The 14,182-nt window shown below is 60.2% G+C and carries 17 protein-coding genes and 1 pseudogene; 4 read left to right on the top strand and 14 right to left on the bottom strand.

The window, feature by feature from the left end:
* Positions 1 to 18: 18 nt before the first annotated feature.
* From ASF70_RS15305 to ASF70_RS15260, 11 genes and pseudogenes are all read right to left on the bottom strand, one after another.
* Positions 19 to 582 (bottom strand): acyloxyacyl hydrolase, encoded by a 564-nt coding sequence (locus ASF70_RS15305; RefSeq protein ID WP_244474046.1) that lies wholly within the window; start codon positions 580 to 582, stop codon positions 19 to 21.
* Positions 583 to 684: 102 nt separating this feature from the next.
* Entirely contained in the window at positions 685 to 1,062 is a 378-nt protein-coding gene (locus ASF70_RS15300) for a hypothetical protein (protein ID WP_062456663.1), read from the bottom strand.
* Between the two features lie 71 nt (positions 1,063 to 1,133).
* Positions 1,134 to 1,808: a phosphoribosylformylglycinamidine synthase subunit PurQ gene (purQ, locus tag ASF70_RS15295; protein WP_062580827.1), complete on the bottom strand. Its 675-nt coding sequence runs from the start codon at positions 1,806 to 1,808 to the stop codon at positions 1,134 to 1,136.
* Positions 1,805 to 2,062 (bottom strand): hypothetical protein, encoded by a 258-nt coding sequence (locus ASF70_RS15290; protein ID WP_062580826.1) that lies wholly within the window; start codon positions 2,060 to 2,062, stop codon positions 1,805 to 1,807. Before ASF70_RS15290 ends, purQ begins: the two co-directional genes overlap by 4 nt.
* A gap of 17 nt (positions 2,063 to 2,079) precedes the next feature.
* Positions 2,080 to 2,322 (bottom strand): phosphoribosylformylglycinamidine synthase subunit PurS, encoded by a 243-nt coding sequence (gene purS / locus ASF70_RS15285; protein ID WP_062456669.1) that lies wholly within the window; start codon positions 2,320 to 2,322, stop codon positions 2,080 to 2,082.
* 15 nt (positions 2,323 to 2,337) lie between these two features.
* The gene (gene purC, locus ASF70_RS15280) at positions 2,338 to 3,102 is read right to left on the bottom strand and encodes a phosphoribosylaminoimidazolesuccinocarboxamide synthase (RefSeq protein ID WP_062456672.1); all 765 of its coding nucleotides are present in this window, start codon (positions 3,100 to 3,102) and stop codon (positions 2,338 to 2,340) included.
* 236 nt (positions 3,103 to 3,338) lie between these two features.
* A pseudogene (locus ASF70_RS15275) lies at positions 3,339 to 3,743 on the bottom strand (alpha/beta fold hydrolase); the annotation flags it as partial.
* A 1-nt stretch (position 3,744) separates the two neighbouring features.
* On the bottom strand, positions 3,745 to 3,905 hold a 161-nt coding region (locus tag ASF70_RS24645; RefSeq protein ID WP_244474069.1), incomplete at its 3' end, for an alpha/beta hydrolase.
* Positions 3,906 to 3,950: 45 nt separating this feature from the next.
* Positions 3,951 to 5,258, bottom strand: coding sequence for an adenylosuccinate lyase (gene purB, locus ASF70_RS15270; RefSeq protein ID WP_062580822.1), 1,308 nt, complete (start codon positions 5,256 to 5,258; stop codon positions 3,951 to 3,953).
* Positions 5,259 to 5,360: 102 nt separating this feature from the next.
* Complete coding sequence (rpe, locus tag ASF70_RS15265; RefSeq protein WP_062580820.1) at positions 5,361 to 6,035, bottom strand: ribulose-phosphate 3-epimerase; 675 nt, start codon at positions 6,033 to 6,035, stop codon at positions 5,361 to 5,363.
* 69 nt (positions 6,036 to 6,104) lie between these two features.
* A complete protein-coding gene (locus ASF70_RS15260) occupies positions 6,105 to 7,181 on the bottom strand; it encodes a branched-chain amino acid ABC transporter substrate-binding protein (protein ID WP_156461850.1) in 1,077 nt (358 codons plus the stop codon).
* Positions 7,182 to 7,363: 182 nt separating this feature from the next.
* Between ASF70_RS15260 and ASF70_RS15255 the strand changes: the two genes are divergently transcribed.
* Genes ASF70_RS15255 through ASF70_RS15240 form a run of 4 tightly spaced genes read left to right on the top strand, consistent with a single transcriptional unit; the run spans position 7,364 to position 10,361 of the window.
* Positions 7,364 to 7,693 carry an XdhC family protein gene (locus ASF70_RS15255; RefSeq protein WP_062456684.1) on the top strand — a complete coding sequence of 110 codons (330 nt, stop codon included), beginning with the start codon at positions 7,364 to 7,366 and terminating at the stop codon, positions 7,691 to 7,693.
* On the top strand, positions 7,690 to 8,385 hold the full coding sequence (locus tag ASF70_RS15250; RefSeq protein ID WP_062580818.1) for an XdhC family protein: 696 nt from the start codon (positions 7,690 to 7,692) through the stop codon (positions 8,383 to 8,385). Before ASF70_RS15255 ends, ASF70_RS15250 begins: the two co-directional genes overlap by 4 nt.
* 3 nt (positions 8,386 to 8,388) lie before the next feature.
* Complete coding sequence (locus ASF70_RS15245) at positions 8,389 to 10,032, top strand: molybdopterin-binding/glycosyltransferase family 2 protein (RefSeq protein WP_062580816.1); 1,644 nt, start codon at positions 8,389 to 8,391, stop codon at positions 10,030 to 10,032.
* Positions 10,033 to 10,034: 2 nt separating this feature from the next.
* Positions 10,035 to 10,361 carry a TfoX/Sxy family protein gene (locus tag ASF70_RS15240; protein ID WP_062580814.1) on the top strand — a complete coding sequence of 109 codons (327 nt, stop codon included), beginning with the start codon at positions 10,035 to 10,037 and terminating at the stop codon, positions 10,359 to 10,361.
* Between the two features lie 223 nt (positions 10,362 to 10,584).
* On the opposite strand, the gene ASF70_RS15235 is transcribed toward ASF70_RS15240, so the two are convergent.
* The 3 genes from ASF70_RS15235 to ASF70_RS15225 all read right to left on the bottom strand — a co-directional run bounded on the left by ASF70_RS15235 (position 10,585) and on the right by ASF70_RS15225 (position 14,096).
* Positions 10,585 to 11,010 carry an NUDIX domain-containing protein gene (locus ASF70_RS15235; RefSeq protein ID WP_113165601.1) on the bottom strand — a complete coding sequence of 142 codons (426 nt, stop codon included), beginning with the start codon at positions 11,008 to 11,010 and terminating at the stop codon, positions 10,585 to 10,587.
* A complete protein-coding gene (locus tag ASF70_RS15230; protein WP_062456700.1) occupies positions 11,007 to 12,560 on the bottom strand; it encodes a DEAD/DEAH box helicase in 1,554 nt (517 codons plus the stop codon). Before ASF70_RS15230 ends, ASF70_RS15235 begins: the two co-directional genes overlap by 4 nt.
* Positions 12,561 to 12,788: 228 nt before the next feature.
* Entirely contained in the window at positions 12,789 to 14,096 is a 1,308-nt protein-coding gene (locus tag ASF70_RS15225) for a M23 family metallopeptidase (RefSeq protein WP_062580810.1), read from the bottom strand.
* Between the last annotated feature and the right edge of the window lie 86 nt (positions 14,097 to 14,182).

Genomic DNA, 14,182 nt, shown 5'->3' with positions numbered 1-14,182 from the left:
CACAGGCAAAAGCCGAGATCAGAACCGGTAACCTACCGTGAGACCCGCGCGGGTCAGACCATCGTTTGGTCCGTCGCAGAGATTGGCATGAGACGAATGGCCCGCCTGCGCCAAGAGCTGCCAGTTTCCGAGAAGTTTGACGCCTGCGGCGACATATTCGTGGAAGAGTGCGCGGCAGCCAAGCTGGGGGTCGTCGCCGCTGTCCAGGTTGCCGTCATGCAGCGCGCCGCCGAAGCCTGCTTCCACGAAGACATTGCGCGTGACCGGCACTGTCCACGAGAAGCCTGCATAGACCTGGCTCGTTTCGCCCGTGGTGCTGAGTTCGCCGCCGACGTGAAGGCGTGGCCGCAGGACCTTCTCAACGCCCGTCGCCTGTTCACGACCGAACGGATCGGTGAGGAGCATTCCCGTCAGGAAGACGCCGTTTTCCTTGCGACCGCTGTCCAGGGAGGTGAGGACTCCAAAACGCGCGTCGTCGAACAGTTGTTCGGCAGCAACGATCGGTGTCGCGACCATGGACAGGAATGCCAAGGGTGCAGCGAGGGCGATCCGCGCCGGCAGTGTCAGGGAAATCGGCGGCAAACTACTCTCCGAATCGGCATTATGTTGCCGTTTGAGGAGAGAGTGGTCTGCGAAACTCGTACGGAGCTTACGCTATCGACAGAAGGCTTCTGACGGTCGAGATCAGCAGTTGGTGTTGCCAGCGGCCCAGCGTTGCACATCGGCGTTGACGCGGCCCGACACAGGCTCGCTCATCAGCGGGCCGAAGGTGGAAAGCTTGGCAGGTCTGCCCTCCGCCTGCACCACGAGAAGCGGACGGATATCGGACGAGCCCTTGCGTGTCAGAAGAAAGCGTGGACGACCGGAGAAGGACGTCAGTTCCGGCGCGAACGCGTAGGACTTGAAGGCCGGGTCGCCCGACCGGAACCAGCAGCGATTGGCGCCAACGGCAACCTTTTCCATCACGTCGAGCGCCGATGCGTTGCTGACCGCTTTGACGGGTGGTTTCGACTGGCAGGACGCGAGCGCGGTCCCGAGAGCGACAAGAGAAATGGCAGTCATAGTACGGTAAGAGATCTGCATGTCGTTCCCGGAGGGTTATGGTATTGTCTTCTACGGAGACCTGAGACCGGTCAGGCAGCGATCACGTCGAGCGCCGAGGCAAAAAGGCCGCGACCGTCACTGCCGCCATGCGCGGCTTCGATCAGGTTTTCCGGGTGCGGCATCATGCCGAGAACGTTGCCGCGCGCGTTGATGACGCCAGCGATATCGCTCAACGAACCGTTGGGGTTGGTGCCTTCCGCATAGCGGAACACGACCTGGGCCTTGTCTTCCATGCACGCGAGAGTTTCTGCGTCAACGAAGTAGTTGCCGTCATGGTGGGCGACCGGGCAGCGGATGATCTGGCCCTTGCCATAGGCGCGGGTGAAATCCGTTTCGGCATTCACCACTTCGAGCTTCACGTCCTTGCAGACGAACTTCAGCGATGTGTTGCGCATCAGCGCACCCGGCAGCATGCCGGCTTCGACCAGGATCTGGAAGCCATTGCAGACGCCCATGACCTTCACGCCCTGTTCGGCCTTCTGCTTGATGGCCTGCATGACCGGCATGCGGGCAGCAATCGCGCCACAGCGCAGATAGTCGCCGTAGGAGAACCCGCCCGGAATGACGATCAGGTCGATATCATCAGGGATCTCAGTTTCCGTCTGCCAGATGGTGACGGGCGCCTGGCCGGAGATCTTGGTGAGGGCGGCGATCATGTCGCGGTCGCGATTGAGGCCGGGGAGCTGGACAACGGCGGACTTCATGGGTGCGGTTCAAACCTTGCCTTGGCCTCAGACAGCTCGCGCAACTCGAGGCGGTTTTCGATACGGTCGAGACGCATGTCATGGCGCGCCAGAGCCGTGTGGATATTATGCATGTCCTGATGAAGCGATACCATCGCACCACGCATAGCATTCATTTCTGACTTCAGTTCCCGTTGGCCGAGTTTGATGTCAGATATGTCTGCCTGCACGCGCTTCACCAGTTCGTACATCAGTTCATTCGTGACGTCAGCCATCACACACCCCGCAACCGTTAGTCGATTGCGATAGTATAGTTCTCGATTACCGTGTTAGCCAGAAGCTTTTCGCACATCGACTTCAGGTCTGCTTCGGCTTTTACCTTGTCGGTGCCCTCAAGGGAAAGGTCGAACACCTTGCCCTGACGAACATGGCCGACGCCTTCGAAGCCCAAGCTTCCGAGCGCGCCTTCGATGGCCTTGCCCTGCGGGTCTAGAACGCCGTTCTTGAGCGTAACGGTCACGCGTGCCTTGATCACTGAATATCCCCCGAATTACTTGACAAGAACCGGGCCGGTCCCGCGGAGCGGCTCGTTTTCGTTGATGATGCCGAGACGGCGGGCCACCTCGGAATAGGCTTCGACCAGACCGCCGAGATCGCGGCGGAACCGATCCTTGTCCATCTTTTCCTTCGTCTCGATATCCCAGAGACGGCAGCTGTCGGGCGAGATCTCGTCAGCCAGGATGATGCGCATCATGTCGCCTTCGAAAAGGCGGCCGCATTCGATCTTGAAATCGACGAGCTGGATGCCGACACCGAGGAAAAGGCCGGACAGGAAGTCGTTGACGCGGATGGCGAGCGCCATGACATCATCGAGCTCAGCCGGGTTTGCCCAACCGAAGGCGGTGATGTGCTCTTCGGACACCATCGGATCGGCAAGCTGATCGGACTTGTAGTAGAATTCGATGATCGAGCGGGGAAGAACGGTGCCTTCCTCGATGCCCAGACGTTCCGACAGCGAGCCGGCGGCGACGTTGCGCACGACGATCTCGAGCGGGATCATCTCCACTTCCTTGATCAGCTGCTCGCGCATGTTCAGCCGACGAATGAAATGCGTGGGAATGCCGATCTTGTTCAGGTGTGTGAAGAGATATTCCGAAATGCGGTTGTTCAGAACGCCCTTGCCGTCGATCACACCGTGCTTCTTCTTGTTGAAAGCGGTGGCATCATCCTTGAAGAACTGGATCAGCGTGCCTGGCTCCGGGCCTTCGTAAAGGATCTTTGCCTTGCCTTCGTAAATACGGCGGCGACGGTTCATGATTGTTTTCTCGTTGTTGGCACCCGGGGCAGGCGCAATGGATCGTGTTTGAGGGGTCCATATCGGAAAAGATCGCATTTCACAATGCGGGGGCCATCCGTCCGGTTTTCATCCCGATGAAAAAAGCTATGCCGGCTCCCTCTACCGCATAGGCCGCAGACGACTCAGTCGTGTACCGCGGCAACGCTCCAGCCTAGCAGGAAAAATGCGTCATGATTCCGGCGTGACCGCCGAGGTCAGGGCTTCAGTTTGCCGAGGAACTGGGCAAACACCATCGTACCCTCCGGCCATGGACCATGCCCCGATTCTTCGTTGATATGCCCGGACTCGCCCGCGTCGACCAGTACTGATCCCCAGGACGCGGCGATATCGTCAGCGTGATCGTAGGAGCCGAAAGGATCGTTGCGGCTGGCGACTGTCAAGGCCGGAAACGGCAGTGGATCGCGCGGGTAGGGTCCGAACGTCATCAGGTGCTTGGGTCTGATCTTCGGATTGGCCACCTCGGGCGGTGCGACCAGAAACGCACCGGCGACCTTCTTCTTGAAAAGAGGAATCGCGTGGATGGCTGTTGCCACGCCCAGCGAGTGGGCGACGAGCACAACGGGTCGCGTCGAAGTATTCACTTCGTCCGCGAGCCGCTGNGGGAGCCGCTGGACCCAGTCGTCTTTGACCGGCTTTGCCCATTCCGATTGCTCGACCCGGCGGGCGGTGGCGAGTTTCGACTCCCACCGCGTTTGCCAGTGGCCTGGACCGGAATTGGTGTAACCCGGGATGATGAGGATATCGGCTTCGGATGCTTTCATGCCGCTTATCTGTGTTTGTGTGATTTCAATATCAAGCTGCCTGTATCACGCTTCGCCAAAGACGCGGGTGAAGATCGTGTCGACATGCTTGGTGTGGTAGCCGAGGTCGAACTTCTCGCGGATCTCTTCCTCGGAAAGGGCGGCCCGGACTTCCTGATCGGCCAGCAGCTCTTCGAGGAAGTCCTTGCCTTCCTCCCAGACCTTCATGGCGTTGCGCTGAACGAGGCGATACGCATCCTCGCGCGACGTGCCTGCCTGCGTAAGCGCCAGAAGGACGCGCTGGCTCATGACCAGACCCTTGAACGTGTTCATGTTCTTCAACATGTTCTCTGGGTAGATCACCAGCTTTTCGATGACGCCGGCGAGACGGTTGAGGGCGAAGTCGAGGGTGACGGTCGTATCCGGGCCGATGGCGCGTTCGACGCTCGAGTGACTGATGTCACGCTCGTGCCATAGAGCAACGTTTTCCATCGCCGGAACCACCGACATGCGCACGAGGCGAGCAAGACCGGTCAGGTTCTCGGTCAGAACAGGATTGCGCTTGTGCGGCATGGCCGACGAGCCCTTCTGGCCGGGCGAGAAGAATTCTTCCGCTTCCAGAACTTCCGTGCGCTGCATGTGGCGAATTTCGATCGCGACGTTTTCGATCGACGAGGCGATGACGCCGAGGACCGCGAAATACATCGCATGACGGTCGCGCGGGATGACCTGCGTGGAAACCGGTTCTGCCTTCAGGCCGAGCGCTGCTGCGACATGCTCCTCGACGCGGGGATCGATGTTGGCAAACGTGCCGACGGCGCCAGAGATTGCGCAGGTGGCAACTTCTTCGCGGGCTTCGAGCAGACGGGTCTTGTTGCGGTACATTTCCGCATAAAAGCGCGCAAAGGTGAGGCCCATCGTGGTCGGCTCGGCATGGATGCCGTGGCTGCGGCCGATACGGACCGTATCCTTGTGCTCGAAGGCACGGGTCTTGAGGGCTTCAAGAACACGATCAATGCCGGCGATCAGGATGTCGGTCGCCCGCACGAGCTGGATGTTGAAGCAGGTGTCGAGGACGTCCGAGGATGTCATGCCCTGGTGGATGAACCGGCTGTCGGGGCCGACGAATTCCGCGAGGTGGGTGAGGAAGGCGATGACGTCATGCTTGGTGACGGCTTCGATCTCGTCGATGCGCGCGACATCGAACGTTGCGCTGCCGCCCTTTTCCCAGATTGTCTCAGCCGCCGACTTCGGGATCACGCCGATCGCGGCAAGCGCGTCGCAGGCATGCGCCTCGATTTCGAACCAGATGCGGAACTTCGTCTCTGGCGACCAGATGGCGACCATCTCGGGCCGGGAATAGCGAGGGATCATGAGCGTGCGGCTTTCCTGTCAAGTGTTGCCCAGCCTGTAGCAACAAGCGGGCCAAAGCTCAATAACTTCGGGTTTGTTTGCAGGAAAGAGGGCGCCGGATGGTTAGCGCGCGCCGCTTGCCGCTGTTCTCAGTGCTTCGATATTGGTGCGATAGGCGTCGATGCCGTCACCCTTGTAGATGGCGGAGCCAGCAACGAAGACGTTGGCGCCGGCAGCGCTCGCAGCGCCGATCGTGTCTGCTGTAATGCCGCCGTCGACTTCGATCTCGATCTCGCGGTCACCGATCAGGGACTTCGTCGCGCGAATCTTGTCGAGCATGGCGGGGATGAATTTCTGGCCGCCGAAGCCTGGGTTGACGCTCATGATCAGGATCAGATCGACGTCATCGAGCACGTTTTCGAGCGAGGACAGCGACGTTGCCGGGTTGAGCGTCACACCGACCTTCTTGCCGAGGCTGCGGATCGTCTGCAGGGAGCGATGCAGGTGAGGGCCCGATTCAGCGTGGACGGTAATGCTGTCGCAGCCGGCCTTGGCGAAGGCCTCAAGAAAGGGGTCGGCCGGTGCAATCATCAGATGGCAGTCGAAGAACGCATCCGTATGCGGTCGCAGCGACTTGATGACGTCAGGTCCGAATGAGATGTTGGGTACGAAATGACCATCCATGACGTCGAGATGCACCCAGTCGGCACCGGCCTGCACGACGTCGATGACTTCCTGGCCAAGCTTGGAGAAATCGGCGGCAAGAATGGACGGTGCGATTCGGATCGGCAGGGTCATGGGATTGGTCTCCGGTTTTCGGAAGGCTTTAACATCCCGTTGCGACGGGAACAATCGCTGGCCAGACCATCAGTCGGTGGCCGGCCCGATCTCCACAAAGTCCTTACCTTGCCACTCCACCAGACGGAACGGGTTCTGCTTCAACTCGTGGTCCGGGCCGAAGGCGACGGGACCGATCGCAGTCGTGAAGGAGCCTGCCGCAAGAGTGTCGGTCAGGGAACGACCATTGGACGTCTCGGTCACCGCCCGGTGAACAAGTTCTGTTGCCGCATAAGCGGGCAGAACGTAGCCTTCCGGCTCGACATTGCCTGCGCGTAGTTGCGTGACGGCGGTGGAAGCTTCAGGCGCAACTGCGTAATCCGGAAGGGCTGCCGCGAGCACGCCGTTGGCAAGGCCAACAGGACGGTTTGCGGCACGCAGCGCATCTCCGCCCATGACTGTCAGGGAAACGCGTTCGGCTGCAGCGTCGCGAACGATGATGGCGGTATCGTTTCGGTCGCCACCGATAAAGACATGGGTCGCGCCGGCCTTTGCCAGGCGGCGGACGAGAGCGATCTGTTGCTCCTGGCCAGGCCTGAACACGTCGGTGAACGCGGGGCGGATGCCTGACGGTTCCAGCTTCTGGCGCACGGCGCTTGAGAGCTCGCGGCCATAGATCGTACCGTCATCGATGAATGCGATCGGCTCGGCTTTCCAGCGGGATAGGATGGCAGATGCAACAGCATCCGCTTCGGCGGTTTCGGTTGGTGCCAGACGGAAGAACGGCCAGCCGTTGCGAAGTGCATCCTCCATCAGGATCTTCGACCGCACCGAGACCGAAACGGCTGGAATAGCGGCGGCCTTCAGAGCGGGCAGCGCTGTCGTCAGCGTTTCCACGCAGAGGAAGCCGATGGCCGCGCTGGCCTTTGCATCCGTCAGAGACTTCGATACCGCGAGCCCGCCATTCTCGTCACAGCTCTCGTCCAGCTCCACCAGCGTATCGCCATTGGCCTCAGCGGCCGCACGGGCGCCTTGGTAGATCTGGGCTCCGAGGAGGGCGTATGGACCCGATTTCGGTGCGACCACGCCGATGATCGCAGCCGATGCAGACGGAGCAGCGAGGAATGAGGCAAACAGGCCGGCTGATATCAAAGTGCGAATGTCCATGCCTTCCCTTAACTCATTGCGGCTTGCGTTCCAGCACATTTAGCTTTCCCATCCGACCGGTCAAAGAGAATCGCGTCACGACGATAAAAACTGCGCGCAGACGTGGAAAAGCGCGGGTAAGGCTTCCATATCGTCACAACGCGCCGATGCGTGTTTCGAAAATTGCCGTCTGAAAGGCACCGATGACCGTCACATCCAGTCTTGATCCACTCGTCACCGCCCAGAATTGGGCCGAAAGCGGCCGCGATGTGGCGATCGCAACCGTCGTCGAGACCTGGGGATCTGCACCACGTCCGATCGGAAGCCATCTTGCGATCGATGGCGAGGGAAATTTCGTCGGCTCCGTTTCGGGTGGCTGCGTCGAGGGCGCCGTGATTACCGAGGCGATAGAGGTGATTTCGTCAGGCACGCCGAAGATGCTGGAATTCGGCGTTGCCGATGAGACGGCGTGGCAGGTCGGGCTTTCCTGCGGTGGCAAGATCCGCGTCTATGTGGAAAGGCTCGGCCGATGAAGTTCGATGATCTGGCGCGTCTCAACGGCGCCCGGCAGGAAAGACGGGCCTCAGCGACAATAACCGACCTTGCGTCGGGCGAAATTTCTCTTGTTTCCGAGGAAACGGTTCCGGAGGGTCCGCTTGGTTCCGCCATCGCGGACGCGATGCGCAGCGGCAAGGCCACGAGCGTCGAAATCGACAATCGCATTCTGTTTATCAATGTCTATCTGCCGCCGCCAAGGATCGTCGTGATTGGCGCGGTTCATATCAGCCAGGCGCTCGCCCGTCTGGCGCCGGTGGCGGGCTACGACCTCACGATCATCGATCCTCGGACAGCCTTTGCCACCGAAGAACGGTTTGGTGATGTCGATGTCATCGCGGAGTGGCCCGAAGACGTGCTGAGAGAGCGACCGTTCGATAGCTATACGGCTGTCGCGGCCCTGACGCATGATCCGAAGATCGATGATTTTCCCTTGTCGCAGGCGCTGAAGGCGGGCTGTTTTTACGTCGGGGCGCTCGGTAGCCGCAAAACTCATGCGAAGCGCGCTGATCGACTGAAGGATATGGGACATTCCGAGGAGGAGATTGCCCGGATTTCAGCGCCGATCGGTCTCGACATCGGTGCTGCGAACCCGGCCGAGATTGCGCTTGCCACACTTGCCGACATCGTCAGGTCGTTGCGCCGGCGCGACCTCCTTACGCAGGGTTAGGGAATGAAATACGCCAGCTTCCCGTTGCGTGAGGCCGAAAACATAGTGCTTGCCCATTCAATCCGGTTCGAAGGTCAGCGCGGACGACTGCACAAGGGTCACCGGCTAGCGCCTGATGACATCGAGCGTCTTCGCGAAGAGGGTATCGCTTCCGTCATAGGCGTGCGGCTAGATGCAGGAGACGTTCTTGAAGACAAAGCGGCGGGAATGCTGGCCGCCGCAATCGCACCCGATCACCTCACGTTTTCGGAGCCAGCAACGGGACGTGTCAACGTTTATGCGGCAACGGCCGGTCTGTTCGTCGCCAACACGCACGTCGTCAACGCGCTCAACGGCGTGGACCCGTCGATCACGCTGGCCTGTCTCAAGGATCGCGTATCGGTCAAGGCAGGCGACATGGTCGCAACGTTCAAGATCATTCCGCTCGCTGTCGATGGCGATTGTCTCGGGAAGGCTGTGGCGCTGCTTGGGGCTTCTACACCGTTTGAGGTCAAACCGTTCGAGGCTCATGCTTTCACGTTGATTGCAACGGAGCTTCCGACGCTGAAGACGTCGGTGATGGATCGAACGGCGAAGCTCATCGAGCAGCGGCTTGCACTTTCGGGCAGCACACTGGTGCGCGAGATCCGTATTCCGCATACGCACGACGCCCTGACCGCCGCACTGCAGGCGCTTGATCTCGGGAACTGTCGCGAGCCTTCGCTGGTGATCGTGTTTGGTGCGTCCGCCGTTGCCGATGAAGAGGACGTCATTCCGGCTGCGATCCGAGCCGCTGGCGGTGTGGTGATCCGCGTCGGCATGCCGGTCGATCCCGGCAATCTTCTTGTTTACGGCCATATTGGTGGTGTCACGGTGCTGGGAGCCCCCGGTTGTGCACGGTCTCCGAAGGAAAACGGTTTTGACTGGATGCTCCACCGGCTGCTTGCCGGCGAAAGACCGACATCGGACGATATTGCCGCACTGGGTGTGGGAGGACTTTTGATGGAGATCCCGACAAGGCCTGCGCCGCGGGACCGCAGCGAGAGCAAGAACGATGTCTCGCTTTCGGTGGCGGCTGTCCTGTTGGCCGCCGGTCAGGCCAGGCGCATGGGAGAAAGTGGCCTTCACAAGCTGCTTGCTGAGTTTGACGGTGTGCCGCTCGTGCGCCGCTCCGCCGAGATTCTGTTGGCCTCGAAGGCCACACCCGTGGTCGTTGTCACCGGTCACCGACAGCAGGATATTGCTGCCGAGCTATCTTCGCTCGACGTCCGTCTCCAAGACAACCCCTCCCATGAAGCCGGGATGGCAAGTTCGTTGATTGCCGGATTCACGCGGCCGGATGTCGCGGCAGCGGATGGGGTCCTCGTCATGCTGGCAGATATGCCGGGCGTGACCGTCAGCCATATCGATGCCTTGCTCGGTGCCTTTGGGGACGCCGGTGGCGAGGCGATCGTGCGCGCAGTCTCCAACGGCAAGCGCGGCAATCCGGTTATTCTGCCGCGCGCCACCTATGATGCTGTACGGAACCTGCAGGGCGATGTCGGCGCAAGGGCGATTATCGAAACTTCCGGTCTTCCGGTGATCGATGTCGATATCGGTCCGGCAGCCCATCTTGATGTGGATACGCCCGAAGCGGTCATGGCTGCAGGTGGCGTTCTGAGGACGTAACGATGGATAATATTGCGATCGAAGAGATGTTCGAAGGTCTCGGGCCCGTCAGCATCCGTCGGATGTTCGGCGGCAAGGGCATCTACCATCAGGGCCTCATCGTCGCGATCGAGCTGCGCGACGAACTGATGCTGAAAGCCGATGCCGTGAGCGCGCCTGAGTTCGCTTCTGCAGGCGCGCGGCAGTGGAGCTACGAAGGCAAGAAGGGCAAGTCCGTGATGATGCCTTACTGGACGGTACCGGAAGATGCGTTCGAGGACCCCGACCTCATGTCAAAGTGGACAAGACTGGCCTACGAGGCCGCAATCCGAAGTGAAATCGACAGGTAACCTATATTTTTGGCACTGCGAGATTTCGCGTATTGAATAGGCAACAGGTTTCGCGCTAAAATAGGCATCGTAATGGGGGATGCAGGCTTACCGAGCAGTCGGTGCGTTTCCATCTGACGTAAAACACAACGCTATTTCATCACGGGCAGCCGTTCCGGGAAACCGGGACGGCTTTTTGCGTTGCTGTTTTATCGACGTCCGCCGCGGGCTGGAAGTTGTGTGTTCAGATTTTGGAAAGATGTTCAAATGCGCGGATCGAGAAGACCGAGAGTGGCAGTGGCGGATCGGCAGGGTCAAACCATCCCAGATCCGAAAGCTTGTCCGGTTCGGTCAAGCGTGGCTCGCCGGAGAAATCGCGTGTGACGTAGATCATGGAGATCCAGTGTTGTGCGTCTTCCGGGAGGATCTGTTCAGTCGTGCAGAGAAACTCAACTTTGCCGATCGACAGGCCGGTTTCTTCCTCGGCCTCACGACGTGCCGCATCTACGGACGGCTCCATCTTATCGACCTTGCCGCCGACGATGTTCCAGTAACCGGCTTCCGGCGCCTTCAGGCGACGGCAGAGGAGAACCCTCCCATCATCCCGCAAAATGACCAACCCGGCGCCGACGCCGGGAAAGTCTATGCCGGGTCTCAAGGACAAATTCAGACCTTGGCGTTGGCGACGATCAGCATGAATGCCGGAATGTCGTCGCCGAAACCGACTGGTGTCGGGCCGTCATCGTGGTCGCGGTAGTGACGGCGACGCTCGCGGTTGTCGTCATTGGCAGGATTCGGAGCAGGGGCCGGGCGAGGAGCGCGTTGTGCGCCATTGTTCTGCGGCTTCCTGTCGGCGCTACGTTCGCGCTTTACGTCTTCTACCCTGGCTTCAATCATATTTTCCGTCTGGCTCCGATCATCCTGGCTCGTCGGTTCTGCAATCTTGACCGGAGCTTCTACGCTCCTGGTCTGCTCGGCGCGCTTGCCGCGACCGCGATCCTTGTCGCGCTCGCCACGCTTGCCGCCACGATCGCGACCCTGGCCGCGTTCCTGACCCTTGTCGCTGCTTTCCATCGGTGCCGGCAGGGCAGCGATGTCACCGTTCAGCCATTCGATCTTTTGAGTGATCAGCTTTTCGATCGCATCGAGATACTTAGCATCGGATTTTGTCACAAGCGTGAATGCACGACCGGACCGTCCTGCACGGCCGGTACGGCCGATGCGGTGGACATAGTCTTCCGCATGGATTGGAACGTCGAAGTTGAAGACGTGGCTGACGTCGGGAATATCGAGACCGCGCGCTGCGACGTCGGAGGCGACCAGTAGCGTGATCTGGTTGTCCTTGAAGCCTGCCAGCATGTTGGTACGCGAGCGCTGATCCATGTCGCCATGGAGCGCGCCGACAGAGAAGCCGTGGCGCTCGAGCGAGCGGAACAGGTCGGCGACATCCTTCTTGCGGTTGCAGAAGATGATCGCGTTTTTCAGGTCGTCCTGCGCGCGGATCAGGTCGCGAAGGGTTGCCCGCTTCTCGTAATCCTTGTTGTGGGCGGCGACCAGGCGCTGCGTCACCGTCGTTGCTGTCGAAGAAGGCTTTGCCACCTCGATGCGTTCCGGGTTCTGCAGGAAGCGGTCGGCCAGCTTCTGGATTTCCGGCGGCATGGTGGCCGAGAAAAACAGCGTCTGACGCGTGAACGGGATCATCTTGGCGATCTTTTCGATATCCGGGATGAAGCCCATGTCCAGCATGCGGTCGGCTTCGTCGATCACCAGGATCTCGACGCCGGTCATCAGCAACTTGCCGCGCTCGCAGTGGTCGAGCAGGCGGCCTGGCGTGCAGATCAGCACGTCGGCGCCGCGCTCAAGCTTGCGATCCTGTTCGTCGAACGACACGCCGCCGATCAGGAGAGCGACGTTCAGCTTGTGATTCTTGCCGTATTTTTCGAAGTTCTCGGCGACCTGTGCCGCGAGTTCGCGGGTCGGCTCGAGGATCAGCGTCCGTGGCATGCGGGCGCGGGCACGGCCTTTTTCCAGAAGTGTCAGCATCGGCAGCACGAAGGATGCCGTCTTGCCTGTTCCCGTCTGCGCGATGCCGCAAATATCGCGGCGCTGCAGGGCAAAGGGGATGGCACCAGCCTGGATCGGTGTCGGGATGGTGTAGCCCGAGTCGGTGACTGCAGAGAGTACTTTCTGGCTAAGGCCAAGATCAGCGAATGTGGTCAAAGGGAAATCTGTTTCCGTTGCAATTCGGGGAAGTGATCCGGTGCCGACGGTAACTGGCGTACGACAACTGGCCCGCGACATAGGACCAAAATGCCGGAAAGTCAAGAAATCCCGGAATATTGCTGCCGGATGTGGTGAATAGAGGCGGCAAGGCTTCCAATGTGTTGTCGAACGCGCTCAGTTTCGCAACGCATGACCCATTCCGGACCTCTCGCGCATCTTTGCGGCCTAATTGAGATAATTGTAGAGCTTCATACCGGCGTTCAGGAAATGCACGGGGTCGACCGGCGAACCGTCGCGTCGCACTTCGTAATGAACATGCGGTCCCGTGGACCGTCCGGTGGAGCCTGCACGTCCGATCACCTCGCCGGGAGCCACAGTCTCTCCGGCTCTGACAAGGATGCGCGACATGTGGCCATAGCGCGTGGTTATGCCTTGGCCATGATCGATCTCGACCAGATTGCCATAGCCTGCTGAGGGACCGGCGACAACGACTTTGCCGGCGCCCGTACTTTTCACGTCGTCACCGGTCTCGGCTTGAAAATCGATGCCTGCATGCAGCGCGAGGCGTCCGACAAACGGGTCCATCCGGTTACCAAACCGGCTGGTGACGGAACGGCCTGGGGCCGGGTTTCCGAATGGCAGCTCGCGCGCCACGTCGCGGACGCTTTCGAGCCGGTTAAGCGCGGAATCGAGATCATCGAGCGATGTGTCGAACGTGTCCGAGAACAGCTGAGGCTGGACGTAGGGCCCACCAATACCCGGGTCCGGTTCGGTCGGAGGAGCGGCCGCGACCTGCACGCCCGTACGCCGGAGGATGGACGTGATGGCGTCTGCCGTCTGCGATGCGCCAGTGGTGAGATCGGCGATCTTGACGATCTGGCGCTTCTCGATGTCCTTCAAGGACAGAGTCACCTTGGAAAAGATGCGGTCGGCTCGATCCGCGAGATTTTCGCGAAGCGGGGTGTAGGCCAATGGGTTGGCGACGCCGAGATCCGCCGGAGCGGAATGGTTCGACAACAGGCCTTCGATCGCGTCCAGTCCATGACTGACGGATGCCTGCTTGTCCTTGCCTTCTGCCTGATAGGCTGAAGCTGATGACGACGAGGTGCCGGCGGACGGGACGATGCCCGATTCTTCCGCGCGGTCTAGAAGCGAACCAAGCTTGCCGTGCCGCGAAAAGAGGGCGTTTTGCTGTTCAAGCAGTTTCTCGACCTTTTGCTCCACGACCTGCTGATCGAGCAACTGACGGGATGTGATGCGGTCGAGCTGGGCGCGCAGGGCAGAGATCCGGTCTTCGTAATCATGCTGCATGCGCGCCTGGCGCGCCATCGTTGCGCCGATCAGATCGTCGCGGATCACGAGATAGCTGGTGGCGCCGAGATATCCGATCGCCAACGCGCCGACGACGCAGACGGACACTGCCGCCATCCAGGGGCGGATCGTCATGTGGCGGATCTTTTCGCCGCTTGCGAGAATGAGAACGTGCTCGGGAGCACGATTTCCAAAAACGCGGCTTTGAGTTCCGTTTGCCACCTTCTGCTCCTGAAGATGCGCATGAGACGAGTCGTGCGCGGTGATCCTTCCTCCGCACTAGACCGCTTTATAGTTAACAAACCGTT

It is taken from the genome of Rhizobium sp. Leaf321, assembly GCF_001423215.1.
In the GTDB taxonomy this organism is placed as follows: domain Bacteria; phylum Pseudomonadota; class Alphaproteobacteria; order Rhizobiales; family Rhizobiaceae; genus Neorhizobium; species Neorhizobium soli.
This window is presented reverse-complemented; position numbering and strand designations above follow the sequence as displayed.

Coding starts and splice junctions, on each gene's coding strand:
- ASF70_RS15300 (WP_062456663.1), bottom strand. CDS start 1,062: ATGACTGCCATTTCTCTTGTCGCTCTCGGGACCGCGCTCGCGTCCTGC.
- ASF70_RS15255 (WP_062456684.1), top strand. CDS start 7,364: ATGACCGTCACATCCAGTCTTGATCCACTCGTCACCGCCCAGAATTGG.
- purC (WP_062456672.1), bottom strand. CDS start 3,102: ATGAACCGTCGCCGCCGTATTTACGAAGGCAAGGCAAAGATCCTTTAC.
- ASF70_RS15260 (WP_156461850.1), bottom strand. CDS start 7,181: ATGGACATTCGCACTTTGATATCAGCCGGCCTGTTTGCCTCATTCCTC.
- ASF70_RS15245 (WP_062580816.1), top strand. CDS start 8,389: ATGAAATACGCCAGCTTCCCGTTGCGTGAGGCCGAAAACATAGTGCTT.
- ASF70_RS15250 (WP_062580818.1), top strand. CDS start 7,690: ATGAAGTTCGATGATCTGGCGCGTCTCAACGGCGCCCGGCAGGAAAGA.
- purQ (WP_062580827.1), bottom strand. CDS start 1,808: ATGAAGTCCGCCGTTGTCCAGCTCCCCGGCCTCAATCGCGACCGCGAC.
- rpe (WP_062580820.1), bottom strand. CDS start 6,035: ATGACCCTGCCGATCCGAATCGCACCGTCCATTCTTGCCGCCGATTTC.
- ASF70_RS15240 (WP_062580814.1), top strand. CDS start 10,035: ATGGATAATATTGCGATCGAAGAGATGTTCGAAGGTCTCGGGCCCGTC.
- purB (WP_062580822.1), bottom strand. CDS start 5,258: ATGATCCCTCGCTATTCCCGGCCCGAGATGGTCGCCATCTGGTCGCCA.
- ASF70_RS15290 (WP_062580826.1), bottom strand. CDS start 2,062: ATGGCTGACGTCACGAATGAACTGATGTACGAACTGGTGAAGCGCGTG.